This is a genomic window from Thermococcus indicus, from assembly GCF_006274605.1.
Classification (GTDB): Archaea; Methanobacteriota_B; Thermococci; order Thermococcales; family Thermococcaceae; genus Thermococcus; species Thermococcus indicus.
The window spans coordinates 1,873,960-1,899,079 of record NZ_CP040846.1 but is presented as its reverse complement, the minus strand read 5'-3'; the positions used below and the strand labels follow the sequence as shown (position 1 = coordinate 1,899,079).

The following is a 25,120-nucleotide window of genomic DNA, read 5'->3' as shown; positions in this document are numbered from 1 at the left end:
TTTTCTTCTCTATTTTCGTCTTCCGTTCAACTTTTCTCCCGGAGGAGATTTAACGGGTAGGGATGTTCTTCTCCCGGTGGTGTTATGGTTCACCCTGGTGGATTCCTGGAGGTCATAACTGGGCCGATGTTCGCGGGCAAAACCACCGAGCTTATAAAGAGGATAGAGCGGCAGACCTTCGCCAAGAGAAAGGCCGCCCTCTTCAAGCCCAGCATCGACAACAGATATTCCGAGGATGACGTGGTTGCCCACAACGGTCTCAGGTATGAGGCCTTTGTCGTCCCCACGAATGAGGAAGGCGTCGAACTCATTGAGAGGATTACCCTGGATGAGGGTTTCGAGGTAATCGGGGTGGACGAGGTTCAGTTCTTTCCGCAGGTAATAGTCGAGACGCTGAACCGCCTCGCCGACGAGGGAATCTACGTGATTGCGAGCGGCCTCAACCTCGACTTCAAGGGGGACCCCTTCCCGGTGACCAGGGACCTCCTCGTCCGTGCGGATAACATCGTCTACCTCACCGCCGTCTGCACGGTCTGCGGGAAACCCGCGACCAGGAGCCAGCGTCTTATTGATGGGAAGCCGGCCCCGAGGGACTCCCCGATAATCCTCGTCGGAAGCAGCGAGAGCTATGAAGCCAGATGCAGGGAGCACCACGTTGTTCCCTAATCCCCCAATTTTTCTCCCGGATCCACCGAAAAGCTTAAAGTAATCTTTTCTTACATCAGGTTAGGGAAAGGGGGTGAGAGGCCATGGAGTCAAATAAGAACATGGGGAGGCTGCTGGACATACTGGGAAACGAGACCCGCAGGAGGATACTCATCCTGCTCACCAAGAGACCTTACTTTGTGAGCGAGCTGAGCCAGGAGCTGGGGGTCGGTCAGAAGGCGGTCCTTGAGCATCTGAGGATACTCGAGAGCGCCGGGCTCATAGAGGGAAGGACCGAGAAGATACCGCGCGGCAGGCCCAGGAAGTACTACACGATAAAGAGGGGCTTCAGAATGGAGGTACTCCTCACTCCGTACACCTTCGGCACCGAGATGTACGAGCCGAAGGCCCCCAGGAGAACCAGGGAGTACAACCAGGCCAGGGCGCTCATAAAGTCCACCGAGCCCGCGGACGCCAAAATAGACGAGCTCCTAACGTTTCTGGCGGAAATACAGGAGAGGATAAATGAGATAATCCGGACAAAGCAGGAGCTGGAGGAAGTCCGCCTGCTGACGGAGACGTACATAGAGAATTTCTTCAGAAGGGTGGCTCAGGAAAACGAACGGGAGTTCGAGAGGCTCCTGAAGGAGTTCGCCCCCAGGCTGCCGAGAAAGATACTTGAGGACCTGGAAAGCTTTTAAGAATCGGCTGGAAGGGTCCGAAGATAATAAATCCTAGAAAAGGGCTCAGAGCATCTTGCCCTCTTCCTTCATCCTCACGAGCTTGGTTACGTAACCGGCTATCCTGTTCCTGATGGTCTTGCTGGTGACGTTGGTGAGCTCCTCGACCTTCTTCTTGTTGTGCTCGAAGTCCCTGGTGAACTCGTTCGGGTAGCGGTCAAACAGCTCGCGAGCGGTTCTCTTGATGAAAGTCTGCTTGATGTTTCCCATCATCAATCCCCCCGTTATCTTGACTCTGACAACCATACCCCAATCTCGAAAGCCGTTTTAAAGCTTTTCCCTCTTCAAACTTATAAACCCTCTCTCGAACTCATGGCCATGATGAGGGAGATCATCCGCTGCAGGGGACACGAGAACGTCAGGGCAACCCACAGATCGACGCTTGAGTTCACGAAGGAAAACTACCTCACCCCAAGGGGGGACTGCATACTGTGCATCGAAGCGGACAGGGGCATAAACGACCTGAGCGAGGATTTCAAACGTGCCCTCAAGGCCGGAAAGAAGCTCCTGATCCGCATCAGGGTGGGCGACCTCACCGATGAGGTCCTGGCCGAGGGGAGCCCGGAGCTGATTCTCGAGCACGAGTACTCGATGGTCATCAGGAAGAGCACCTACGTGGACGCCAGAACCCTCGCGATAAGGGCCAACAAGGCCGCCAGGGACATAGACCGGCGCATCGTGGAGCTTCTGAAGAACCCCGAGACGACCGCCGAGATTGAGCTGGTGGTGTTCGACTGATTTTTAAGCTCCGCAAACTATCTTTTCACATGACACCTAAAGAAACGGCGCTCGCCCTGATGGACGCGGCGTTGAAAGCCGCTGACCCGTACCTCGCGGTGAAAAGGAACCTCGGGATTGAGGGAAACCACCTGGTCGTTTCTGGTGAGATGTTTCCGGTTCGGGGAAGGATCTATCTCCTGGCCTTCGGCAAGGCCGCCTGCTCAATGGCGCGAGCGGTGGTTGACCCCCTCGGAGAGAGGATTGAGGGAGGGGTGATAATCACCAAGTACGGCTACGCCGAAAACTGTCCCGGGTTGGGAAGGCTGAAGGTCATCGAGGCCGGCCATCCAGTTCCGGACGAGAACTCCATCTTAGCTGGAAAGCTTGGCCTCGAACTAGCTGAGAAGGTTGGAGAGAACGACATCCTCCTCGTCCTTATCTCCGGCGGCGGGAGTGCGCTCTTCCTCCTCCCGGAGAGGGGAATAACCCTGGAGGACAAAATTAGAACGAACGAGCTCCTTCTGAAGAGCGGGGCAAAGATATACGAGATAAACACAGTAAGAAAGCACATCTCGGCCGTCAAGGGAGGTAAGTTGGCCAAGCGCGTGAGGGGGACGGTGATAAGTCTCATCCTCTCGGACGTCGTCGGCGACCCGCTTGAGGCGATAGCATCGGGCCCAACCGTAAAGGACCCCACCACCTTCGGAGACGCCTTCAGAATCCTGAGGCTCTACGGCGTCTGGGAAAAGCTGCCGGAGAGCGTTAAGAGACACATCGAGCTGGGACTTGAGGGGAAGGCCGAGGAGACCCTCAAGGAGGATTTGCCCAACGTCCACAACTTCATAGTCGGAAGCAACACCCTCGCCTGCGAATCCGCGCTGGCAAAGGCGAAGGAACTCGGCTACAATGCTTTGCTACTCACCACGACCCTCGAAGGCGAGGCAAGAGAGATAGCCCTGGCGATAGGCTCGGTAGTCCAGGAGATAGCCAGATACGACCGCCCGATTCCAAAGCCCACCGTCCTGATAGCCGGTGGCGAGTGGACTGTGACCATCGAGGGAAAAGCCGGCCTTGGCGGGCCGAACCAGGAGTTCGCGCTGAGCATCGCCCGGAAGATAGCGGGCCTGAACGCCGTCGTTCTTGCTGTAGATACCGACGGGACGGACGGCCCTACCGATGCCGCCGGCGGAATCGTGGGCGGGAAAACGCTTGGGCTTCTCAGGGAAGCGGGAATAGACGTCGAGGAAGCCCTCAGGAGGCACGACGCCTATCCCGCACTGGAAAGGGTCGGAGCCCTCCTCAAGATCGGGCCGACCGGAACCAACGTGAACTCTCTGGTGGTGGCGGTCATCCCGAAAGAACGCTGGCATGTTCATTACCCATCGAAAGGTGAGCGGGGATGCTGAGGGTTCGCCGTCGGCCGGTCAAGTACGCGAGGCTTGAGGTGAGGCCGGACGGGACGGTCGTGGTTACCGCCCCAGAGGGCTTCGACGTCGATAACCTAATCGAGAGGCACCGCGGCTGGCTTGAAGGCAAGCTGGCCGAGATAGAGGGCCTTCGCGAGATAGCCGAATCGGGCTTTCCCATCAATGGCGAGTTCTACCAGGTCATCCACGGGAGAAAGCCCAAGGTTCACGAGAAGTTCAAAACCGTCGTCCTTTCCCCCAACCCCAACGATATGGTTAGCTACCTGAAGAAAATCCTCCGAAGGGAACTCCTGCCCCTCGTGGATTCCTACGCCGGCAGAATGGGGGTGGAGCCGGGGAAGGTGTACATCAGACACCAGAAGAGCCGGTGGGGGAGCTGCTCCCCAAAGGGGAACCTGAACTTCAACGTCCGCCTCATAGCGATTCCGCCCGAACTCAGGGAGTACGTTGTAATCCATGAGCTTGCCCATCTGAAGCACATGAACCACTCGAAGGCCTTCTGGGGGCTGGTGGGGGAGTTTTACCCTGATTACAAGAACGCCAGAAAGGAACTTAAGACGTGGTGGACGATAGTCGAGCTGAACCCGTACTGGAAGTGGCTGGCAAGGGGCGAGGTCTAAAAATGTGGCGTATAAAAGCCGGGAATCTGCTCAAGCTCCTCGCACTGATGGCCGATGAGATTATCGTCGGCGTTTTCATCTTTTTGGTGCTCCCCGGGATGGGAATGGAGATTCCCCTATGGGTGGGGTTGCCTGTGATGCTAATTCTTCTGGCCAAGGATTTTCTCATAGCGCCATTCGTTCTCGGAGGTGGAGTGGACAAAAGGCCCGAAACCGGCCCCGAGAGTCTGGTCGGGAGAACGGCCCTCGTTGTCGAAGACCTTTCTCCAGAAGGAGTCGTTAAGCTCGATGGCGAGCTCTGGAAGGCGGAATGCTTAAACGGAAGGGCCGAAAAGGGCGAAAAGGTCAGAATAATATCGGTTCAGGGCACTAGGGTTCTCGTGGAACGCCGAGGGTAGCCAGAACCCTCGCAACTTCCTCCGGGTTGTTCGTTGAAAACGAGACGGTGCCTCCGTTTCTCTTTCTGAGAAGTACACATCCTCTCGCTGGTAGACTGAAGTGAACCCTGCCCCCGCAGGCTTTCCAGTCATGCTTCACAATGAATCCCTCGATGTCCTCGATTCTAACGGTTATCCTGACGAAGAGACCGAGACCTCCCCTGATCCTCACGGAATTCTCATCAATCTGGAGTTTGAAGGACGAGACTTCGACGGTTATCAGGAGCGTTATGATCCACGCCACCGCGATGCCCCATATACCTTCTTCAGTCTTGTACGTCATGTAGAGTCCAATGCCCAGTGCGATGAGCGCGGGAAGCAGGAGCAGGAAGACCCATCTCGCCGAAAACCTTTCCTCGTAAAGCAAACCCCCCACCGAAGAAACCTCTCGGTTAGGTCTTTAAAGTTTGACCCTCCAAGCTTTACCGGTGGTATGATGGTCAGGATAATGCCCGTTGACAGGCTGAGTGACGATGACCTTAGAGAAATCCTGACGAAGTACAGGAAGATCGCCCTTGTGGGCGCTTCACCGAAGCCCGAACGCGACGCAAACGACGTGATGCGCTACCTCCTCGAACACGGCTATGAGGTCTATCCCGTGAACCCCCGCTACGATGAAGTCCTTGGAAGAAAGTGCTACCCGAGCGTTCTTGATATCCCCGATGACGTCGAGATAGTCGACCTCTTCGTAAGGCCGGAGTTCACAATAGACTACGTCGAGCAGGCGATAGAGAAGGGGGCAAAAGTTGTGTGGTTCCAGTTCAACACCTACAACAGGGAGGCGTTCAAAAAGGCAAAGGAGGCAGGTTTAACGGCTGTTGCACATCGTTGCATAAAGCAGGAGCACGCGAGGCTGATTGGTTAGCCCCGATACCTCAGCACGTGGATGTCCCTCACGAGTTTATGCCTCTCCTCGTAGTCCGTGTACCTCCCAAGGACCTCGAAGCCGAGCTTGGCCAGCCACTTCCTCTCCTTTCTGTATATTCCCCCACCGCTCAGCCTGTAGGCAGGGAAGACGAAGACCACCTTTCCGTTTCTCTTGAGGACATCACCAAAGCTCTCGAAGACAGAATAATAGAACCTGTCCAGCTCGTTGGCCAGTTTTATCGCCTCCCCCCTGTTCGGGTTTCTCCGGAGGGGCTTTCCGAGGTAGGGTTCCGTAACTACCGCGTCGAACCGCTGGCGGAAGCACCGCTTCAGCTTTCTCGCGTCGCAGACCTCAAGGTGAGCGGAGTTCTTGATCCGGAACTCCTTTCTGAGCCATGCCAGGTTTTTCCTGGCGTCCCGTATTCTCTCCGGGTCTCGGTCGCCCCCGTAGGCTGAAAGTCCCTGGAGGACGAACTCCTGAACTATCGTCCCTATCCCGCAGAAGGGGTCGAGGAAGGAGCCCTTCCCCACCTCCGTCAGGTTCACCATTATCCTCGCGAGCCTGGGCGGGATTGAGAGTATCGGCCTCTGAACCGGCCTCCCCACATCGAGCTTCTTCAGCTCGAACGGGTCGGTGATCTTCACGGTCTCACCTACAAGAAAGCTCCCGTCCTCGCGGAGGAGAAATACGAAGTCCTTAACCTCTGGAAAGCCCTTAAGGATAAGCTCGGCGGGCATGGAGTAAACTTTTGCCGGCTTGAAGAACTTTGAGGGGCCTTCGGCTTTGAATTCCCTCTTTACCGCGCTCCCCAGCTTCCGCCAGAGCTTCCAGTCGTTTCTGCCGTAGAGGCTGACCGTGAAGAGCCTAGCGTATTCGAGGTCCTTTATGGCCTCCTCACCCTCTCCGGCTATCCTAACGAGCTTTAGAGAGCCACCGAGCCAGTGGAAATATCTTTCAACGTGAGACGATGAATCGAATAACAACCAGTAACGGCTTGACTCAATTGGGCTAACCTTTAGGCCGAATCTTCTGCTGAATGAATAAAATTCCGCCTCGCTGAGCGCCGGATTCTTGCCAAATATGACCGCGTACATGTTTATGCACTGATCGGAGCCTCTTAAAAACGTTCCGAGGGTTAAGTTAATAAGAATCGGCCTACAATCAAATTTTGGCGGTAGTAATCGTTTCCGTCGATTCCGGGGGTCTGTCCATGCTAGTGAAGGAGATTCTTTCCTCGGTGGATGTCATCGCTGATGGCTATGTAAAATCCACAACGTACGCTAAAATTGGTGAAAGGCTTGCCAGGACGCATAATGAACTGTACAGAGAGGCATTTGTAATGGCCGTTGAGGCCGCCAGGGAAATAGACGATCCCCCGACGATGTTTCGAGCGCTTCTCTCTATCGGGTATTCCATGGCTAAAGCAGGGATTAAATCCTTCCGAAGGGTATACAACAGTGTCCTCGAGGACTCAAAGGTGCTCCCGCAGTCCCACAGGGATGTCGTTATGAAGACCGCTGTGGAGTACCTTCTTTCTCTCGGTTACATAGGGGATGCCATCCTGTTTGCGTCGGAGATACATAACGAAAAACTCAGAAACAAGGTTCTGGTTGAGATCTTAGCAAGGAACACTGCCCTGATTGGTAGGGACCCATTGAAAGCCGCCTACCGCCTCAGGCGGAATAAGCTGGTCCTGGAATACGTGACACGCGAGCCGTATCGTTCCAGGGCACTGGCCGAGGTCGTGAAGGGTTACCTCTACAGCGGGAACTATGAGAACGCCATACTGAGCCTCCGGGAGATTGTGGACAGGAACCTTGCCAAGCATATCTTCAAGGAGGTTGTGTTTTACCTCAAGGACAAGGGCGTGCTGGGGCACCACATAGACCTCCTTGAGAACGTTGCGGATGAGATGGCCGAAAAGCTCGGCAGGGATTTTCTTCCGAGCCTGGCCTTTGCGTTTGCCCTAAGTGGTCAGGGCTTCTCTGCAGTGCGTCTTGTAAGGAAAGTTGGGGGTGAGGAGGTCCTTGAGGATATTGCGCTTGAGCTTCTCCTCCGGGACGGGGACGCACTTCCTGGCTTTTTGGGAGCCCTGAATGAGGAAGAAGCTGAATCTGTGGGGAAAGCCGTCATGAACGCCATCCTTGAACGGCCTTCTCTGGGCAGTGATTCAATAGTGAGGGCCGTTGAGAACTCCACAGGCAGTGAGGACGTGCTGGTTAAGGTGGCCAGGTATTATATTGTCACCGGAAAGCTCGGTGAGGCCATGAGGATCGCCAGGTCGCTGAGAACCGAGAGGTTGCGCTCGATAACAATGGCAGATATAGCCCATAACCTGGTTAAGGCTGGAAGGGTGGAGGATGCTATAGATGTTGCCCTGGAGGTCAGGGACGCGAGGTTCTCTTCAATTCTGATTTCGGAGATATTGCTTAAGGCCCTGGAACAGGAGCTCCCTGGGAGGGTTAAGTCATGGAACGGCTCAAGGCATTGATAGGCAGAAAAGAGGATAGGGTTGATTTCGTCAGCTATCTCATAACAATCCTCCTGACGAACAAGGAACTGTACTCCGACGAGGTGCTGTTCAGAGACGCAGTTGAGGAGATATACAGAACCCTCCGCTCGGAGGTGTTGGATAACGGCAGAAAGGACTTGATTGATGCCTACGAGAAGGCGGTCCTCCTGAGGGCGGTTGTTTCCGGTTCGATTGAGGCCCCCGATAAGCTTTTACTCGAGATAAAGAAAGGACTCGGCCGGTGGGGCTGATGCTGTTCGAGGTTAAGGTTCCCACAACGGAGAAGTTCCAGATAATTGACATAACCGACGAGATTCAGCGCCTCGTGTGGAAGAGCGACGTGACCAGCGGCATCGCGGTCGTTTTTACCTCCCACACCACGACGGGACTGGTGATAAACGAAAACGAAAGTGGATTGCTTGAGGACATTAAGGCGAAGATGAAAGAGCTTGTTCCCAGAGGGGCGGGATATGTCCATGACCGCATAGACAGCAACGCCCACTCACACCTGAGGGCAACCCTCTTTCTGAACCCAGAAGTCGCCGTCCCGATAGATAACGGCGAGCTGCTCCTTGGAACCTGGCAGAGAATCCTGTTCATTGAGCTGGACGGCCCGAGGCACAGGAAGGTTCTGGTGAAGATCTGCCGCTGTTAGACGTACTGTGCGTAATACGCCAGCCTCTCGAGCAGGTCGTTAAACCCCTCGTAGGTGACAAGCGAGAGGGGTATTGCATCCTGCTCAAGGCGCTTCTTTATTATCTCCTTTATCTCCTCCACCCTCTCCGGCGGGACGAGGTCTATCTTGTTGATGACGACGATTATCGGCTTCTCGTAGCGGAACTTGAGCATGTGATGGAGCTTCTCCATGCCCCTGTGCAGGCCGACCGTGGCATCGACCATGTGGATGATTATATCCGAGGAGACTATTTCGTTGATTATCTCCCTAAAGCGTTCCTCGCTCAGAACCTTGCCCCTCAGCTCCCTCTGGGGGTCGAAGAGGCCGGCGGTGTCTATGAGGACGAACTCGTCGGCCCCTCCGAGCGGGTTCTTCATGCTCTTCGGTATCTTGAGCTTTCCGAAGCGTCTCCGTATCGTCCCCTTGGTAGTTCCGGGGAGGTTCTCCACCTCCGATATTTTGCCGCCTATGAGGGCGTTCATGAGCGTTGACTTGCCGGCGTTCTCGGCACCGATAATCGCAACCTTTATCATACCCTCACCCCGCAGATATTTACAAGGCTGGCATATAAAGGTGGTGAGCATGCCCAAGCGGGTCAAACTCGGTCATCATTACTATTACATCGTTACGGTTGATGAGCTGAATTCATTCAGGGGTAAGAACGTCGTCATCGAGGGCACCATCGAGGACAAACCCCTGGTTGAGTTCCTCCCCATGGAGTTGCCTAGTTACCGGACTACCTTTAAAGTTTCTGGCCTCATGGTTGAGTTCTCGGGGAGCCCGTGCCTCGGAAAGGGCGAGTGGGTGAAGGTCTACGGCCGCTTCCTCGGCGACTGCATAATGGCCAGCGCCATCGAAACTGAAAGAACCCTCTACACGACGGAGGAATAAAAATGTCCCTCATCGACCTTTTTATCGAAGCGGGGAACCTGAAAAGGCTTCCCAGAACGGGCTGGCTCCTCCGCGGCGTTTCAAATCCCGAGAGCATAGCCGACCACAGCTACCGCGTGGCGTTGATAACCCTCTTTCTGGCCGATGAGCTGAAGGCTAAGGGCGTTGAGATAAACGTTGAGCGGGCCCTCAAGATAGCCCTCCTTCATGACCTCGTCGAGGCGAGGGTCACCGACATACCCCTGACGGCGCAGTACTACCTCGACAAGGACAAGGCCGAGAAGAAGGCCGCGATGGAGCTTTTCATCAAAACATCGAATCCGAGGGAGTACTTCCGGCTGTGGAGGGAGTACGAGGAGGGCCTCAGCCTCGAGGGCAGGCTCGTAAAGTTCGCCGACAAGCTGGAGATGCTGATTCAGGCACTCGAATACGAAAGGGCCGGCTTTGCCAACCTCGAGGAGTTCTGGAAGGCCATGGATTCCCTCCGGGAGAGCGAGTTCTATGAGCATTTCAGGGAGATTGTGGAAGGCCTCTTTGAGATGAGGGAAAAAGTTAAATAGTTGCAACACGATTAGTCTAATCATGATGCAACAATTTGTGGACAGGGAGTATGAGATTAAAGCCCTGAGGAGGGCGTTTGAGAGCGATAAAGCAGAGATGATAGTGGTTTACGGCAGGAGGAGGGTCGGAAAGACAGCCCTCATCCTGAAGTCCGTCGGGGGGTTCAGGTACCTTTACTTCCTCGTGGACGAGAGGAGCGAGGGGGAGAACCTTGCGGAGTTCCGGAAAAAGGTTGCTGAGCTTCTGGGGGACGATGTAATAGGCCGTTCCGACCTTGATTGGGTCGAGCTGTTCCGCCTCCTTGGGGAGCGAGGAAAGGGGGTCATCGTAATAGACGAACTCCCCTATCTCGTTGAAGGAAATCCCGCTTTTCCGTCTCTTCTCCAGAAAGCGTGGGATTTGCACCTCCAGAACTCAAGGGTTAAGCTCGTGCTCGTGGGTTCCTCGATCGGCATGATGGAGAGGCTCCTCGGCCACAAGAGCCCCCTCTACGGGAGAAGAACAATGCAGCTCGACGTTAAACCCCTGAAGTACTGGCACGTTGGGGAGTTCCTTAAGGGCTATTCCCCGGAGGACCTGCTTAGGGTCTACGGCGTAACCGATGGGATTCCCGCCTACCTGAGGCAGTTTGATGAAAGGTTGCCATTCTGGGAGAACGTCGAGAGGCTGTTCACTCGGAAGGAAAGCCCCCTCTACACCGAGGCGGAGTTCCTCCTCAGGCAGGAGTTCAGGGAGCCGGCGCGCTACTTCTCGATACTAAAAGCTATAGCCTTAGGGAAGACGAGTTTCGGCGAGATAGTGAACTTCACGGGCTTCGACAGGGGAACTGTTTCGCGCTACCTCGACAACCTCGCAAGGATAAGGGTTATACGCAAGGTTCACCCGGCCTTTGAGCCCGAAAAGAGGAGAAACCTCCGTTATGAGTTCGCCAACAACTACTTCCGCTTCTGGTTCCGCTTCGTCTATCCGAACAGGGAGAGGATTGAGCGGGAGTTCTACGGCGAGGTTCTTGAGGAGGTCAAGGCGAACTTCGACCACTACATGGGGCGGGTCTTTGAAAGGACCGCTGCCGACTTCCTCTGGATAAAATTCGCCTTTGAGAGAGGTGGAAGGTGGTGGAGTAAGAGCGAGGAGATCGACTTCGTCGGCGTGAAAGATGGGATAGCTTACTTCTTCGAGGCTAAATGGGGCACTTTGAGCTACCGGGAAGCCGTTGGGATTCTTAAGAATCTAGAGGAGAAGGCGGAGAACGTTAGAACCAGGACGGAGGAGAGAAAACTTGGACTCGTTGCGAGGGCTGTTGAGGGAAGGAAAATGCTCGAGGAAAAGGGTTTTATTGTTTTTGAGATCGGCGACCTGTTCTCCGTATAGATATCCCTTGATTTCCTTGGGGAATTCAGGCTAAGTTGAGAAAACACTTTCGCTTACGTTAATCCTTTTGTTTTCTCAAAATGTTTAAATACCCGATTCTGCCCATTCCATTGGTGGTTCCAGTGAGGTGGAAAGGCATTGCACTTATGGCTCTCCTCGTGCTATCCGTTGTCGCCGCCGGCTGCATAAACGGCTCCGGAAACTCAGAACTAAAGGAAGCTACCCTCATAGTCTTTCACGCGGGTTCGCTGAGCATACCTTTCCAGCAACTTGAGAAGGAGTTCTCGGATTACGCGGAGAAGAATCTCGGTTACAAGGTGACCTTCCAGGACGAGGCCAGCGGCAGCGTCAAAGCCGTGAGGAAGGTCACTGACCTGGGCAAGAAGGCCGACATAGTGGCGGTCGCCGACTACACGCTGATCCCTCAGCTGATGGTGCCGAACTTTACCGACTTCTACGTCCTCTTCGCCACCAACGAGATCGTCATAGCCTTCACCGAGCACAGCAAGTACGCTGAGGAGATGAGGGCCCATCCGGATAAGTGGTACGAGATACTGGCGAGGGACGATGTTTCCTTCGGCTTCAGCGATCCGAACCAGGACCCCTGCGGTTACAGGAGCGTCATGGTCATGAAGCTGGCGGATTACTACTACGACAAACCGGTATTCGAGACGCTCGTGGAGAAGAACACGAACATATACTTCAACGGAAGCGTGATAGTCGCCCCCAAGGATATCCAGATAAAGAACGACAAGGTTGTAATCAGGCCCAAGGAGACGGACCTTACCGCCCTCGTCGAGAGCGGAAGCCTCGACTACTACTTCATCTACAAGAGCGTTGCCGAGCAGCACGACCTCAGCTACATAACCCTTCCGGATGAGATAAACCTCAAGGACTTCAACAAGGCCGACTTCTACGGGAAGGTGAGCATATACATCGGTTCCACCGGCAAGGTCATCAAGGCCAAGCCCATTGTCTACGGCGTCACCGTTCCCAAGGACGCGCCTAACAGGAAGCTTGCCATCGAGTTCCTCAAGTACCTCCTCGGGGAGAACGGCAGGCGCGTTTTCCAGGAGAACCACCAGGACTTCATCTGGCCGCCGGTTGCCTTCGGCAGCGTCCCGGACGAGATAAAGCCCCTCGTCAAGGTGGAGGGGTGAGGTTTTTATTCCCCTCCTCCCAAATCCAGAGGGATCGCCATGGGGACGAGGCGCGACTACACGCTTTACTTCTTCGCTGCGATGGGGAGCTTTCTCGTGGTCTACATAGCTCTCCCTCTCATCGTCATACTGGCGAAGCAGGCCTCGGACTTCGAAATGTTGCTCAGGGCCCTTCACGACGCCTACGTCATCGAGGCCCTCAGGAACTCCCTCCTCACGGCGACGGCGACAGCTCTAATCGCGCTCTTCTTCGGCGTCCCACTGGGCTACGTTTTGGCCAGGAAGGATTTCCCCGGGAAGAGCCTCGTCCAGGCCCTGGTTGACGTTCCCATCGTCATCCCGCACTCGGTCGTCGGGATAATGCTCCTCGTGGCCTTTTCAAGCGCGATCCTCGATAGCTACACGGGAATAATAGCCGCGATGCTCTTCGTTTCAGCTCCGTTCGCGATAAACGCCGCGCGCGATGGCTTTCTGGCGGTTGATGAGGGGCTGGAGCACGTTGCCAGAACCCTCGGTGCCTCCCGCCTAAGAGCGTTCTTCTCCGTGGCACTCCCGATGGCGTTTCCGGCTATAGCGAGCGGGGTCATAATGACGTGGGCGAGGGCCATAAGCGAGGTGGGTGCGATACTAATCGTCGCCTACTACCCCAAAACGGCCCAGGTTCTCGTCATGGAGTACTTCAACAACTACGGCCTGAGGGCATCGAGGCCGATTTCCGTGATTCTAATCGTGATGAGCCTCACCGTCTTCGTTATCCTGCGCTGGCTCGTGGGGAGGAAGGCCAATGCTTGAGGTTGAGGGAATCTCCAAGGACTGGAGGGAGTTCCGGCTGAGGGAGATAAGCTTCAGCGTTAGCGAGGGCGAGCACTTCATAATCCTCGGCCCGAGCGGGGCCGGGAAGACGGTGTTGCTGGAGATAATAGCTGGGATAATCGAACCCGACGGGGGAAGGGTTCTTCTCAACGGCGAGGACATAACCGCTCTACCTCCGGAGAGGCGTGGCCTAGCCTACATCCCACAGAACTACGCCCTCTTCCCCCACATGAGCGTCTTCGACAACATAGCCTTCGGGCTTAAGCTCCGGAGGGTTCCGAGGACGGAAATCGAGAGGAAAGTCAAGGAAATAGTCGAGGTTCTGGGAATAGCCCACCTCCTCCACAGAAGGCCGAAAACCCTGAGCGGCGGGGAGAGCCAGCGCGTGGCGATAGCCAGGGCCCTCGTCGTGGAGCCTGCCCTTCTTCTCATGGACGAGCCCTTCGCCAACCTCGACGTTCAGACCAGGGCGAGGCTCTTGGGTGAGATGAAGCGCTGGAAGAAAGAGCTTGGCTTCACCGCGCTGCACGTTACCCACTCCTTCGAGGAGGCGGTGAGCCTGGGCGACAGGGTGGGCGTCATGCTCGATGGAAGGCTCGTCCAGACAGGTTCGGTCAGGAACGTCTTTTCGAGACCGGCGAGCGAGGAGGTGGCGCGGTTCCTCGGCTTCGAGAACATCATAGAGGGCACCGCGGAGGGAAGGATTCTGAGGAGCAACGGCGTCGAGATAGAGCTTCCGGCTGAGGCGAGGGGAAGGGTTCGCGTCGGCCTTCGCCCTGAGGACATAATCCTCTCCTTGGGCCCCATTAGAACGTCAGCGAGGAACGAGTTCAAGGCCTTGGTTGAGTCGGTTGAAGAACTCGGCCCGCTCGTCAGGGTTCATCTGAGAATTGGCGACCTGCATCTGAGGGCCTTCATAACCCGGTCCTCGATGCTGGAGATGGGAATAACGAAGGGGAAGGAAGTTTACGTCAGCTTCAAGGCGAGTGCATTGCACGTGTTTTAGTCGGGTCGATAACGTTTAATTGGTGAACGTTCAGAGAATTTGGTGGTGGGTGGGATGATCGAGTCGCTGGGCATCCGGAACTTTAGGGGGATCCGTAGTTTAGAGCTGTCCGGCCTCGGCCGGATCAACGTGCTGGTTGGGAGAAACAACTCCTCCAAATCAAGCGTGCTTGAAGCGCTCTCCGTTCTCATGGCAGCTCGAAAGGGGGCAATGGTCTTTGCCGAGACCCTTCGGCAGGCCCTGCTCTGGAGGGGCTGGTACGGGGCTCTTGCAGTGGATGATCTGTTCCACAGGGGCACGGATACGATTAACCTGACCGCCAGAATGCAGGACGAGTCGGTTACCCTCACAATCAGGAGGGGGGACGATGAACTCCGAGGCAAGCTGGTGGCGTATCTGGAGATAGACAGGGAAGATGAGGTGGTTCCCAAGTTTAAGGCCGTTGTGTCAAGGGAGGAACTGGCCCCGGGTGGGTTTGATGAGCATGAGGTCACTCCAAAGGTATTCCTTCCGCACCATGGCTTTGAGTTCCTGATACCCACGACGCTGAGGAAGTTTGGCTATGCCGAAGTTCTCTACTCACACGCCTATGAGAAACGGATTGTGAAGGACAGCATAAGGATACTCAGGCAGGCGTATCCCGGCACCAAGGGATTCAGCCCCCTTTTCAAGGAAGGCCTCTGGGTTCTCCACGTTGAGACCGAGGATGGTGTTTATCCGTATTACCTCATGGGTGAGGGGTTTAAGAGTGCGATGGTGATATCGTTTTTAATGCCCCTCCTTGAGGGCGGGTATCTTTTCATTGACTTGGCTGAAACGTTCCACCATCCAAAATCCCTCCGCGTGATGGCAAAAACCCTCCTGAACGGTGCCGTTAGTCATAACGTCCAGGTGTTCATGACCACCCACAGCCCGGAGCTCATTGAACTGCTGGCGTCGTGCGATGTTCCGGGGAAGGATGATGGGAAGATTTTTCACCTCCAGAGGGGGGAGAAGCTGAGCTACAGGGTCTCGCCTCTGTCAGCTGCTGGGGATATACTCCAGGATATACGTGCTGATCTCGGTAGCTGACCTTGCGATATGGTTTCACTATGTCCCTTTTCTATTAACGACCCCTTCGGGGCTTTTCTCGGGGCAATCCAGCCTCTCCACGAGAATCTTGATGTCAACAACCGGCGTCCCGTCCATCGCGTCTATCCAGTCGATGTAGAGCCTGTTTCCCTCGACGCGGTTTATTCTAACTGCGTATATTGCCAGTGGGTTGGGCCTGACCGGCGAGCGCGTTGCGAAGACTCCCCTGAGGGGATTGGCCGGGTTGTTGTAGGGGTGAACCTTCAGGATGCTCCTCCTCTCCGGCCTGTCGCTGGCGTGGAACCAGAGGATCAGCTTTATCCAGTCGCCCTCGTTGAGACCATCCATGGCTTCTCCGAACTCCGGTAGGATTTCGATGAAGGTCTCCCCCTCCTTCCTCACGTGGCCGACGGGAACGAGTTTGAAGGGCTCGAAGTTCATGGCCACCACCCGGAAAGAAAAAAGGGACTCAGGTCCCGTGCTCCCAGCTCTCCAGGTACCTCCTCTGCTCCTCGGTGAGCTCCTCGATTTTTATCCCCATCGAGGCAAGCTTGATCCTTGCAACCATCTCGTCTATCTCCCTCGGAAGCACGTAGACCTTTGGCTCAAGCCTCTCGTGGTTGTTCAGTATGTACTCGGCCGCCTTCGCCTGCAGGGCGAAGCTCATGTCCATTATCTCGGCCGGATGTCCATCTGCCGCGGCGAGGTTTACGAGCCTGCCTTCGGCAAGGAGGTAGAGCCTCCTTCCATCCTTGAGCTTGTACTCGGTTATGTTCGGCCTCGGCTCGCTTATCTCGACGGCTAAGCTCTCTAGGTCCGGTTTGCTTATCTCCACGTCGAAGTGGCCGGCGTTGGCCATTATGGCGCCGTCCTTCATGACCTCGAAGTGCTCCCTCCTTATGCAGTTGATGTCGCCCGTTGAGGTGACGAAGATGTCCCCAACCTTGGCAGCTTCCATCATGTCCATGACCAGGAAGCCGTCCATCCTCGCCTCCAACGCCCTGATCGGGTCAACCTCCACCACTATCACAGTCGCTCCGAGGCCCTTTGCCCTCATCGCTATACCCCTGCCGCACCAGCCGTAGCCGATAACGACGACGTTCTTGCCGGCTATCAGCAGGTTGGTTGTCCTCAGGATTCCGTCCCACGTTGACTGGCCGGTGCCGTAGCGGTTGTCGAAGAGGTATTTGGTGTAGCTGTCGTTCACCGCTATGATGGGGAACTTCAGAACGCCGTCCTTCTCCATGGCGCGGAGCCTTATCACTCCCGTTGTCGTTTCCTCGCTCGCCCCCCAGAGCCCGTCTATCAGCTCGGTTCTCTCCTTGAGGACGGTGCTCACCATGTCCGCGCCGTCGTCTATGATGATGTTCGGCTTTATGTCCAAAGCTCTGTGCATGAACTCGTAGTACTGCTCCCTGTCCTCCCCTCTAATGGCATACACCTTGACGCCTGCCTTTGCCAGTGCCGCGACAACGTCGTCCTGGGTTGAAAGGGGGTTGCTGGCTGCCGCTGAAACCTCTGTACCGGCAGCTTTGAGCGTAAGGAGCAGGAAGGCGGTTTTCATCTCAAGGTGAAGCGTCGTCGCGATTCTGACCCCTTTGAATGGCTTTCTCTTCTCGAAGTCGGCCCTTATGTGCTGGAGCACCGGCATGAAGCGCGAAACCCAGTCTATCTTTTTCTCGCCGCTGGGGGCCAGGTTGATGTCCTTAACGCAGTAATCCCTCGTGCAGTTCATCACCATCACCGGTGAACCTTTAGGGCCATACCTTAAAACACTTGGGCTACCATTTTTGTGTATTCAATTTCATATTTAAAGTGGCTCATTCAATCTCCGGAAAGGTTTTTAGGTTGATGGCGTTATAACTGTTGGTGTTCCCATGATAATAGACCTCTCCCTCTCCATCTCGGAAAACACCCCGGTTTATCCGGACGACCCGCCCGTGAGTGTGAAGCTCTGGGCCGTCATCGACAGGGACGGCTACTACATGAACGTTCTGAAGATGGGGGAGCATTCCGGCACCCACGTTGACGCGCCGGCGCACTTCGTGCCCGGGGGGAAGACCATCGATGAGATGCCGCTTGAGAAGTTCATCGGTGCGGGCATCGTTCTGGACGTCAGGGAGGGGGAGGGGCCGGTAGGACTCGATGAGATTCCTGATGGCGGCTACTTTGGAAAGATGGTGCTTTTCCTGACGGGCGGCAGGGAACTATCTCCCGAGGTGGCGCTGTTTCTCGTGGCGGAGGGGGCTAAGGCCGTGGGCACGGACTCCATGAGCATAGGCGACGAGGCCGTTCACAAGATACTCCTGAGTGCAGAGGTTCCTGTTTTCGAGAATCTGGTTAACCTGGAAGTCCTCATTGGGGCGGAATTCACCTTCGCAGCGTTCCCCCTGAGAATAGAGGGTGGCTCAGGAAGCCCCGTCAGGGCGGTGGCGATAGTTCAGAGGGAATTGGAATGATTCTCTGACGGTGCTTTGATTCCCTGTCCATTTTCGACGGTTTTCCCTGTGAGAGAAGCGGTTCTACGCTCCTTCTGCTCCCTGATGTACGGGTATCTCATGATGTGGCCGCAGTTGAGGCACTTGATGACAACGTGGCCGTTCCGGAGCCTCACCCTGGCGTTGACGCCCGGGACGAGGAACGTGTGACAGCGCTTGCAGTATCGGCGCTTCCACTTTCTCGGCATCCTTATTCTCGCTTTCTGCTGAACCGCGAGGGCTATCTCGACGTAGCGGTTGGCCAGCTCGGGCTCGTAGGGGAAGACGCGCTCGGCAAGGGTGAAGAGTGTCTCAATCCTCTCGCGGGCAATTCTGCGCTTTTCCCTCTGCTCCCTCTGGCGGATGAACTTTTTCTTGCTCATGGTATCACCGTATCAGTATCAGCTTTCCCGGAAACGGCTCGTAAATGTAGCCGGTGGCTATAAACTTTTCAATCAGGTTGAGAGCGTCCCGCTCGTTAAAGCCGTTCTTCAGCATCTCGCTCAGGAACTCCTCCCGGGTGACTTCTCCAAGAGGGCTTGTGGAGGCGAGGTCGTGGAATATCTGCAGAGCCTTCTGGGCGCGGGCGTCGTAGGGGATGTAGCGCTCGTATTCCTTTTCGAGCTTCATTATGACCTCCGGCCGCTTTCTAACAAGCTCGCCAAAAACCACGTTCCACTCGTTCAGTATCGTATCGTCGATCTCCCTGACGTCTTTAACCGCCCTGTCAGTTACCCTCCCGTAGAAACGGGTTATGGCTCCAAAGAGCCTGCTGTCAAGGTAGAACCTCATCCCCAGGTGGAGCACGCCGCTTGGGGTCGTCAGCTTCTCGAACGTTTCGCTGTACTCTTTCCTGCCCCATCTCCTCCATTTCAGGTGTTCGTCCCTCAGTCTGCTCAGCTCCCCGTGGCTCATTGAGAGATAGCGCTCCCTGTTGATGAAAATGGTCACGAGAAGGTTGGGAATCAGCTGCCGGAATTCCCGGTTCTCCTCGAAGTACGGCTTCTCATCCCACGGCATGAGCACAAAGGGGGTTTCGGAGATTTTGGCCAGGGGGTCTGTTGGAGTTGCCTCGACATCCCGGGGCAGCAGACCGATTGCCCTTTTGTTTACTACGTGCCCTTCGCTCCATTTCGGCACTCTAACCAGTCCTCTCCTGGAGGAGGGGGTGTAGTACCGCATATCCGTCCCGTTGGGGTTGCGTATCCGGAAATCGATGTCCAGTGCCGGGTCGATTATCTCGAGGGCGGTTTCTTTCCTCAGACGGACCTCCCACGGCAGGCTCGACTGGAAGTATTTCAGGGCCTTCCAGAGGGCCAGGAGCCCCATGTTTTCCCCGTACTTGTAGACGGTGTACTCAAAACCCTCGCCCCATTGGGGGGCCTCGCTTCCCCAGAGGATGTACGGCACACCGTAGAGTGAATAGATAAGGGCCTTCATCATGTCCCTGCGGACGTAGATGGTCCTCTCGAACAGGTCAACCACCTCGCGCCTGCTCAGCGCGAACTCCCGGTGGTCCTTCCAGTACTCCGAGTAGTCCCTTCCTTCGATTGAAGTGGCGTGAACCATCCTCAGGTTCCCCCAGCGGTACGCGTCCGCGGTTCCCCTCACCGCGACGTAGCTTCCTGGCCTGACGTCCCCGCTGACCCTCGTGCCTTCCGTTGCCCGTACCACCAGGTACGTTCTGAACTCGTCCCTCCCGAGCCCCGCCAGCTCCGAGGGGGAGAGGGGGGACAGGAGGTAGTATGCGGCGTCCCTTGGGGCGTTGGGGGGCTTTCTGCCCAGCAGAAAACCCTCTATCTCAACGTCTTCGCCGTTTTTAAACCGCTGGATTCTCGACTGAAACTCCCTGAGCCGTCTGCCGGGACTCAGCGGCTCCCTTGCCCTCTCCAGCCTCAGCAGTTCCAGTATCTCCCTCTCCATCGACGGTTCTATTGACCGTAAAGTTTATAAACCCTCCGCGGCAGGTATGTATCGGTACGGCGGTCATAGCGGCGGGGTCACACCCGGTCTCGTTTCGACCCCGGAAGTTAAGCCCGCCAGCGATCCCGGGTGTACTGCCCTCCGAGAGGGGGCGGGAAACCGGGGACGCCGCCGGCCACTATCTTACCTGTTCTCTGGATAATCACCTACACAAAAGTTATTTAAATATCCCTGGGTATTTTTTAACGGTTGGTGGTTATGCTCAAGAAGTCCAAAAGGGGCAGTGTCAACTGGGAGTACCTCAAGGAAAGGCATCCGGATGTCATCGACGAGCTGAAAACCCTCCGTGACTGGGACAGTGTTAAGTCCGCTATTCCCGAATCCGAGACGGCTTCGGACTACTCCATTCTTGCGCTGGAGGCAATAGCCGCACTCATCAGGGAGCTTCGCATGGACAGGGAGATGCTCGCAGAGCGCATTGAGATTCTCAACCGCAAGTTTGAGGAGCTGAGCAATTCAAGCAGGGAATCCTCCCGCGCGCTGGAGAAACGCATTAAGAGCCTGGAAGACCAGCTGATGGAACTTGAGCGTAGAACTCTTTTCCTCGACAGCGTTGAGATGCTCGTGCCCCGTATCGGCGAGATGGAGGAGCGCATGGAGCGTCTCCCGGGGGAGATCATGAAACGCCTCGAGGAGCGGTATGGAAAGAAGATGGATGAGTTCGTGAGGGCGTACGTGGAGGAACGCCTTAAGGATTTTGAGGAGCAGATGAAGAAGGACGTTTTTGGGGTGAGCGTGGACTTGGCCGAGACTCTCCTGAAGATACAGGAGAGGTACGAGGAGCTTGTTGCTGAAAACGTTCGCCTTAAGTCGTCCCTTCATGAGAAAGAGAGACTCCAGAAGGCCCTCATCGAAAAGGAACGGGAGATAGAGGATCTGAAGCGAAAACTTGCCGCCCTTAAAGACATGTCCCGGAGGGTTGATGTACTGGGCAAGAGACTGTCGGAGTACGAGGCGAAGCTCGCCGAGATCAACCGTATCCGCAAGGAGCTTGCGGCGCTAACGGGCACGAGCGACATAGATGCCGCGCTTACCATCCTGAAGACGCAGTTCATCCCCAGGTCCAAGTTCGAGAGCACCCTTCAGGAGGTTAAGAACATCCTCCAGGAGGTCGAGGGAATACGGCAGGAGAACGCCAGGCTCCGCGAGGAGAACGAGAAGCTCAAGGAGGCACTGAAGACGTTCCTTCAGGAGAGGCTTGAGGATTCATCCTCCCCTGTCGAGGATGGCGAGTCTGGTTAGCCCCTCCTCAACCTTCTTCGTTACGAGGTCGCTCCGGTCGTCTATTTCCTCCAGTTTTGTCCGTATAATCTTCCTTAATTTCTCGTTCAGCTCGGCTATACGAACCAGGGTCTCAACTGCGCTGGCCCTCACGATCTCGTCCCTGTCGTGGAGCAGATTGAAGAGCTTGGGCAGGAACGGACTCACGTACCTTACCCCGTTTTCACCGAGTGCCGAGATGAAGTTCAGAGCCGTCAATTTGTCTGTGGTGTCTCTGGAGACCAGCATGTACCCGATGTCCCTGAAGATGTTGCTGAGAAGTGCGGGCTTGACCCTCATTATCTCCTCGAGAACGTAGGCCATGTTCACCTTTATCTTGGGGTCTCCAATGCGGTAGTTGGCGAACACCGCCGGCAGAACGCGCGATATTCTGTCCGGCGCGACTTCAGCGAGGACCCCAAATGCCCTGGCTATCTCCTGTGTGAGGGGCACTGCCTCGCTCCTCCTCAGCATTACCATTAGCTTGGTTATCAGGGACTCGTGGAGTTCCGGCCTGTCCCTCGCCACTTCCACAACTACCTTCAGGGCGTTTTTCTGTACCGTCCACAGGTCGTCGTCTAGAAGGTGGAGGATCTCTTTGAGGGTCTCCTCGCTTGCAGTGGCGCGTATTAGCACCTCCTCCAGGCCCTCTCCGGTTGCCAGAGCCTCCCTGATGTCTAGGTCTTCGTTCATTCAACCACCACTGTTGGTTACTGCAAAGGTTTATATAAGCTTTTCACCCAGCCTATTTGGGGGGATAAACCATGAAACGGGGAGTTCCAGTGATTCTAATGCTGTTGCTGGTTTTTTCTCTGTCCGCACAGGTGCTTGCGGAACAGGGAGCCGTGCTCTGGAAGGGTGAGGTATGCGGTGACGTCCAGTACCAGAAGAGCATTGAGGCGGTCGCGATCCTCAACGGCAGGGTTTACGCTGGATGCTCCTACAGGCAGCTGGCCAACGCCAGCGGCATGGTGGGTATCTACTACCTGGGAACCACCGCCGCGTACTCGTCCAACGGCACATTCCTGTGGCAGAACGACTCCGGCTACGTTGTGAAGCTGTACCCCCTGCCCGATGGGAGCGTTCTGGTGGGGAGCATGGGGGGTTTCATCACCTTTGACCCGGACGGCAGGTTCGTGGCCAGGAACCTCACAACGAACAAGCTTTACGATTTTCAGATAACCGGGAAGGATGTTTACGCGGTTGACGGCGACTTCTTCCTTGAGAATGGTAGTAAGCTGTACGTTGGCCACCTGTACCGTGGAACCCTTCTGAACGATACCGTGATACTGAACGGTTGGACCCTGAACTTCACCTCCCTCGTCAGCAGGGTCAGGGTCGGGGACGGGATAATCTACGTTGGCGCGGGTTTCCCCTCAGGATACGTTGGCCCCGGACAGTTCGGCTACGTTTACGGCGTCCTGCCCAACGGGACCGTTGCCTGGACCGTGGAGACGGGCCAGTGGGTCAGGGACATGGAGTTATGGAACGGTGGCGTGCTTGCGGGGACAGGAAACGGTACCTCCGAGGGACGCGTTTACATGATAAGCTCCGACGGAAAGGTGCTCTGGGAGAGGAAGCTGTTCTACACCGAGGACATCGAGGTGAAAGGTGACACCGCCTACGTTGGAGGAATGGGCCCGGGTGGTGGGGAACTCGTGGCTCTGGATTCCTCTGGAAAGGTTCTGTGGAACCAGAGCTTTCCTTACAGGGTCAAGGTGGTCAGATACGCTGACGGTGTTCTCCTGGTGGGGACGGGTAAGTTTGAAAGCAGGAACGAGAACGGGACAACGGTTATCTACAGCGTCGGTTCGCTCTACGCGGTCGACCCCACCGGCGGCGATATCCTTGGGGAGCTCCCGAACCTGGGCTACGTCCGCAGCATTGCGGTTGAGAACGGAACCGCGGTGGTTGGAACCGCCAGCTCGGCGTTCTATGCAGTTGATGTTGAGAAGCTCGCGGGGAAGGGGGGTGAGAAGAGCATCTGCGGGCCAGCCGTCATTGTGGCGCTGGCGCTCATTGGCCTTCTCGTGAGGAGGCGCTGATTCTCTCCGTTTTCTATTTACATCGCCACGAGTCCGTACTCTATGAGCTTGTTGACTATTTTCCTGCCGTCCCTGGTCAGGTCAACGACCTTTCTTATCATGACGATTTTTAGGAGCCCCTTGTCTATCATCCTGTCGTATATCTCCTCTATCTCCCTCTCGCTTAGCCCGAGGAACTGGTGAACCTCAAGGGGGTTGAGTCCCGAGTACAGCGCCATGAGTATCTGCTTTTCGGTCTCGTCGAGGCTCTCCAGCTCCTTCAGCTCCTTCTCCATGACCTCCTTGAACTCCGCCTGGAGCGTTGGGAACTCCTTCGATACCTTGAGGATGAACTCGAAATAGCTCGGGATGTACTTTAGGAGGTAGCGAAGTACGAACAGGCGGGTTTTCTTCTCGGGGATGTAGAGATACGAGGTAACGGTCTCGTTGATGTAGAAGTGCTTCACCTTCCAGGCTTCGATTTTCTTCCCGTTCAGGTCAACCTGTTCGATGTCCATGTCCTCGACGTCGGAAAACACCGGTATCGGCCTTCTGTCCTGGTCGAGGATGACTATGTTGCGCTCGGTTTTGCCCCTCTTGGCGGACTTTACCGAAACTATCCTCAGGGAGCCGTCCTGCCACGTGGACTCCATGTTTATCGCTCCACCCTTCATTCTGGCCAGCTGAATTTTCACGGCCTTTCCGTTTATGAGCGTCTCGAAGAGGGTATGGACGAACTCGCGGAACTTGTTCTCGTCGTATATGAGGAGGTTGTCCCCTATCGTGAGGATAAGGGTGAGCTCTCCCCTGCCGGGCAGGTAGAACTTCATCCCGAAGTGCTCCTTCTCGGGATTGAGCTTGTAGTTATCCGGCACATTCACGCTGAGGTCGGTGAGTGACGAAAACGGGAAATTGTCCTCCCCCACAACCTCCCCCATCTTGAGGTACCTGAGGATAAGCCGGTCGTTCTGTATTCCGCCTATGGCATCCCTCCATGTAACCCTGCCCGATCCCTTCCACGATGATATTATGGTCGCCTTGACCCTCGTTTCCGTCACTGCCATGGTTCATCCCCTTTGGAACCCTCACGTGAGGGCGTTGTACTCCTCCAGCTGTCTCTCCAGCTTCTCGACCTTGGCACGGAGCTTCTCACATTCCTGGGTGAGCTTCACCTCCAGGGGCGTCACGGCGGGATTCTCGCCCCTGCCCTCAATCAGCTCGTCGAGGATATTCATGGCACTGTTTATATTGCTTGTGATTCTGATGAGGGCCTCCTCGGGAGGGAGCGTCATCTGGCTCTTCCCGTCCTTGCTCCTGACCACGACGGGGAGCTTAGTTTTTGCAACGTAGTTCATCATGAGGTTCAGCCTTTCCCTATCCCTCTGGCTCGGGAAGCGGGCCAGCCACAGGCGCTTGAACTCGTCCAGCTCCGCCAGCACCTTCATGAGGAACGCGTTGTACTCCTCCTCGCTCACGTACCCCAGGGTGTAACCCCTTGCGACATCAAGCAGCATGCCGAGCCTCTCCTTCTTCCTCTTGGCCTCGCTGAGCACGTTCTGCACCTTTTCGTCTATAACCTTGCGGAGCTTCTGTATCAGTTCCTCCTCGTTGACGCCGGAGACGCTCATCTTTTTCGGATGCTCCACCGCGGGCTCTGCTTTTTGCTGCTTCGTTTCCTTTGGCCGGGAGGCTGCACTGCTCTCCCTCAGCTCGCGCTCCACAAGCACCGCGTACAGCTCGCCCATCTGGTTGTTGAGTGTGTTGGATATGATGTACGCCGAGAGCACGGTTCCGAGCAGCACCACGACGGCTATGACCGCTATCATCACCCAGTCCATCTTCTCACCCCCGATGCTGT

The 25,120-nt window shown here is 55.8% G+C and carries 31 protein-coding genes and 1 rRNA gene; 21 read left to right on the top strand and 11 right to left on the bottom strand.

The window, feature by feature from the left end; all coding sequences use genetic code 11:
- Positions 1-84: 84 nt before the first annotated feature.
- Positions 85-666 carry a thymidine kinase gene (locus FH039_RS10275; protein WP_139681242.1) on the top strand — a complete coding sequence of 194 codons (582 nt, stop codon included), beginning with the start codon at positions 85-87 and terminating at the stop codon, positions 664-666.
- 83 nt (positions 667-749) lie between these two features.
- Positions 750-1,346, top strand: a complete 597-nt coding sequence (locus FH039_RS10270) for an ArsR/SmtB family transcription factor (protein ID WP_014013476.1) — start codon at positions 750-752, stop codon at positions 1,344-1,346.
- A 45-nt stretch (positions 1,347-1,391) separates the two neighbouring features.
- Here the strand turns inward: FH039_RS10270 and FH039_RS10265 are convergent, their stop codons facing one another.
- Complete coding sequence (locus tag FH039_RS10265) at positions 1,392-1,595, bottom strand: 30S ribosomal protein S17e (RefSeq protein ID WP_139681823.1); 204 nt, start codon at positions 1,593-1,595, stop codon at positions 1,392-1,394.
- A gap of 108 nt (positions 1,596-1,703) precedes the next feature.
- Between FH039_RS10265 and FH039_RS10260 the strand changes: the two genes are divergently transcribed.
- Genes FH039_RS10260 through FH039_RS10245 form a run of 4 tightly spaced genes read left to right on the top strand, consistent with a single transcriptional unit; the run spans position 1,704 to position 4,550 of the window.
- Positions 1,704-2,123, top strand: a complete 420-nt coding sequence (locus FH039_RS10260; protein WP_139681241.1) for a DUF371 domain-containing protein — start codon at positions 1,704-1,706, stop codon at positions 2,121-2,123.
- Between the two features lie 29 nt (positions 2,124-2,152).
- Positions 2,153-3,511: a glycerate kinase type-2 family protein gene (locus FH039_RS10255; RefSeq protein WP_139681240.1), complete on the top strand. Its 1,359-nt coding sequence runs from the start codon at positions 2,153-2,155 to the stop codon at positions 3,509-3,511.
- Positions 3,505-4,152: a M48 family metallopeptidase gene (locus FH039_RS10250; RefSeq protein ID WP_139681239.1), complete on the top strand. Its 648-nt coding sequence runs from the start codon at positions 3,505-3,507 to the stop codon at positions 4,150-4,152. The genes FH039_RS10255 and FH039_RS10250 overlap by 7 nt, the downstream gene beginning before the upstream one ends.
- Positions 4,153-4,154: 2 nt before the next feature.
- Positions 4,155-4,550, top strand: coding sequence for an NfeD family protein (locus FH039_RS10245; protein WP_338064600.1), 396 nt, complete (start codon positions 4,155-4,157; stop codon positions 4,548-4,550).
- Here FH039_RS10245 and FH039_RS10240 read toward each other — a convergent pair.
- On the bottom strand, positions 4,522-4,965 hold the full coding sequence (locus tag FH039_RS10240; protein WP_240703219.1) for a hypothetical protein: 444 nt from the start codon (positions 4,963-4,965) through the stop codon (positions 4,522-4,524). The genes FH039_RS10245 and FH039_RS10240 overlap by 29 nt on opposite strands.
- A gap of 60 nt (positions 4,966-5,025) precedes the next feature.
- Between FH039_RS10240 and FH039_RS10235 the strand changes: the two genes are divergently transcribed.
- Positions 5,026-5,454: a CoA-binding protein gene (locus FH039_RS10235; protein WP_139681820.1), complete on the top strand. Its 429-nt coding sequence runs from the start codon at positions 5,026-5,028 to the stop codon at positions 5,452-5,454.
- Here the strand turns inward: FH039_RS10235 and FH039_RS10230 are convergent.
- Positions 5,451-6,551: a TRM11 family SAM-dependent methyltransferase gene (locus FH039_RS10230; protein WP_139681238.1), complete on the bottom strand. Its 1,101-nt coding sequence runs from the start codon at positions 6,549-6,551 to the stop codon at positions 5,451-5,453. The two genes, FH039_RS10235 and FH039_RS10230, sit on opposite strands and share 4 nt — an antisense overlap.
- Before the next feature lie 116 nt (positions 6,552-6,667).
- Between FH039_RS10230 and FH039_RS10225 the strand changes: the two genes are divergently transcribed.
- The 3 genes from FH039_RS10225 to FH039_RS10215 are packed head-to-tail and all read left to right on the top strand — an operon-like array spanning position 6,668 to position 8,624.
- On the top strand, positions 6,668-7,948 hold the full coding sequence (locus FH039_RS10225) for a prenyltransferase (RefSeq protein ID WP_139681237.1): 1,281 nt from the start codon (positions 6,668-6,670) through the stop codon (positions 7,946-7,948).
- Complete coding sequence (locus tag FH039_RS10220) at positions 7,927-8,220, top strand: hypothetical protein (protein ID WP_139681236.1); 294 nt, start codon at positions 7,927-7,929, stop codon at positions 8,218-8,220. Before FH039_RS10225 ends, FH039_RS10220 begins: the two co-directional genes overlap by 22 nt.
- Positions 8,220-8,624 (top strand): secondary thiamine-phosphate synthase enzyme YjbQ, encoded by a 405-nt coding sequence (locus FH039_RS10215; RefSeq protein WP_139681819.1) that lies wholly within the window; start codon positions 8,220-8,222, stop codon positions 8,622-8,624. Before FH039_RS10220 ends, FH039_RS10215 begins: the two co-directional genes overlap by 1 nt.
- Here FH039_RS10215 and FH039_RS10210 read toward each other — a convergent pair.
- A complete protein-coding gene (locus FH039_RS10210; protein ID WP_139681235.1) occupies positions 8,621-9,178 on the bottom strand; it encodes an Era-like GTP-binding protein in 558 nt (185 codons plus the stop codon). The genes FH039_RS10215 and FH039_RS10210 overlap by 4 nt on opposite strands.
- Positions 9,179-9,227: 49 nt before the next feature.
- Here FH039_RS10210 and FH039_RS10205 point away from each other — a divergent pair, with 49 nt between their 5' ends.
- The 7 genes from FH039_RS10205 to FH039_RS10175 all read left to right on the top strand — a co-directional run bounded on the left by FH039_RS10205 (position 9,228) and on the right by FH039_RS10175 (position 15,518).
- Positions 9,228-9,536, top strand: coding sequence for a GTP-binding protein (locus FH039_RS10205; protein WP_139681234.1), 309 nt, complete (start codon positions 9,228-9,230; stop codon positions 9,534-9,536).
- A gap of 2 nt (positions 9,537-9,538) precedes the next feature.
- A complete protein-coding gene (locus tag FH039_RS10200) occupies positions 9,539-10,096 on the top strand; it encodes an HD domain-containing protein (RefSeq protein ID WP_139681233.1) in 558 nt (185 codons plus the stop codon).
- Positions 10,097-10,118: 22 nt separating this feature from the next.
- On the top strand, positions 10,119-11,468 hold the full coding sequence (locus FH039_RS10195) for an ATP-binding protein (protein ID WP_139681232.1): 1,350 nt from the start codon (positions 10,119-10,121) through the stop codon (positions 11,466-11,468).
- A 146-nt stretch (positions 11,469-11,614) separates the two neighbouring features.
- Positions 11,615-12,628, top strand: a complete 1,014-nt coding sequence (gene wtpA, locus FH039_RS10190; protein WP_240703316.1) for a tungstate ABC transporter substrate-binding protein WtpA — start codon at positions 11,615-11,617, stop codon at positions 12,626-12,628.
- Between the two features lie 39 nt (positions 12,629-12,667).
- Positions 12,668-13,420 (top strand): tungstate ABC transporter permease WtpB, encoded by a 753-nt coding sequence (gene wtpB, locus FH039_RS10185; RefSeq protein ID WP_139681230.1) that lies wholly within the window; start codon positions 12,668-12,670, stop codon positions 13,418-13,420.
- Positions 13,413-14,447 (top strand): tungstate ABC transporter ATP-binding protein WtpC, encoded by a 1,035-nt coding sequence (gene wtpC / locus FH039_RS10180; RefSeq protein WP_139681229.1) that lies wholly within the window; start codon positions 13,413-13,415, stop codon positions 14,445-14,447. The genes wtpB and wtpC overlap by 8 nt, the downstream gene beginning before the upstream one ends.
- 54 nt (positions 14,448-14,501) lie before the next feature.
- On the top strand, positions 14,502-15,518 hold the full coding sequence (locus tag FH039_RS10175) for an AAA family ATPase (RefSeq protein WP_240703315.1): 1,017 nt from the start codon (positions 14,502-14,504) through the stop codon (positions 15,516-15,518).
- An 18-nt stretch (positions 15,519-15,536) separates the two neighbouring features.
- Here the strand turns inward: FH039_RS10175 and tsaA are convergent, their stop codons facing one another.
- Entirely contained in the window at positions 15,537-15,959 is a 423-nt protein-coding gene (gene tsaA / locus FH039_RS10170; protein ID WP_139681227.1) for a tRNA (N6-threonylcarbamoyladenosine(37)-N6)-methyltransferase TrmO, read from the bottom strand.
- 28 nt (positions 15,960-15,987) lie between these two features.
- On the bottom strand, positions 15,988-17,253 hold the full coding sequence (locus FH039_RS10165) for an adenosylhomocysteinase (RefSeq protein WP_139681818.1): 1,266 nt from the start codon (positions 17,251-17,253) through the stop codon (positions 15,988-15,990).
- A 142-nt stretch (positions 17,254-17,395) separates the two neighbouring features.
- Between FH039_RS10165 and FH039_RS10160 the strand changes: the two genes are divergently transcribed.
- On the top strand, positions 17,396-17,977 hold the full coding sequence (locus FH039_RS10160) for a cyclase family protein (protein ID WP_139681226.1): 582 nt from the start codon (positions 17,396-17,398) through the stop codon (positions 17,975-17,977).
- On the opposite strand, the gene FH039_RS10155 is transcribed toward FH039_RS10160, so the two are convergent.
- Entirely contained in the window at positions 17,959-18,378 is a 420-nt protein-coding gene (locus FH039_RS10155) for a ribonuclease P protein component 4 (protein ID WP_139681225.1), read from the bottom strand. The two genes, FH039_RS10160 and FH039_RS10155, sit on opposite strands and share 19 nt — an antisense overlap.
- Positions 18,379-18,382: 4 nt before the next feature.
- A complete protein-coding gene (locus FH039_RS10150; RefSeq protein ID WP_139681224.1) occupies positions 18,383-19,918 on the bottom strand; it encodes a hypothetical protein in 1,536 nt (511 codons plus the stop codon).
- Between the two features lie 55 nt (positions 19,919-19,973).
- On the opposite strand from FH039_RS10150, the gene rrf reads away from it, so the two are divergent.
- Positions 19,974-20,095, top strand: a 5S ribosomal RNA gene (gene rrf / locus FH039_RS10145).
- An 81-nt stretch (positions 20,096-20,176) separates the two neighbouring features.
- A complete protein-coding gene (locus FH039_RS10140; RefSeq protein ID WP_240703314.1) occupies positions 20,177-21,220 on the top strand; it encodes a coiled-coil domain-containing protein in 1,044 nt (347 codons plus the stop codon).
- Here the strand turns inward: FH039_RS10140 and FH039_RS10135 are convergent.
- Positions 21,185-21,931 (bottom strand): PH0542 domain-containing protein, encoded by a 747-nt coding sequence (locus FH039_RS10135; protein WP_139681222.1) that lies wholly within the window; start codon positions 21,929-21,931, stop codon positions 21,185-21,187. The two genes, FH039_RS10140 and FH039_RS10135, sit on opposite strands and share 36 nt — an antisense overlap.
- 71 nt (positions 21,932-22,002) lie before the next feature.
- Between FH039_RS10135 and FH039_RS10130 the strand changes: the two genes are divergently transcribed.
- Entirely contained in the window at positions 22,003-23,283 is a 1,281-nt protein-coding gene (locus FH039_RS10130) for a CGP-CTERM sorting domain-containing protein (RefSeq protein ID WP_139681221.1), read from the top strand.
- A 17-nt stretch (positions 23,284-23,300) separates the two neighbouring features.
- On the opposite strand, the gene FH039_RS10125 is transcribed toward FH039_RS10130, so the two are convergent.
- Entirely contained in the window at positions 23,301-24,326 is a 1,026-nt protein-coding gene (locus tag FH039_RS10125) for a CheF family chemotaxis protein (protein WP_139681220.1), read from the bottom strand.
- 21 nt (positions 24,327-24,347) lie between these two features.
- Complete coding sequence (locus tag FH039_RS10120) at positions 24,348-25,100, bottom strand: hypothetical protein (RefSeq protein WP_139681219.1); 753 nt, start codon at positions 25,098-25,100, stop codon at positions 24,348-24,350.
- Positions 25,101-25,120 lie beyond the last annotated feature (20 nt).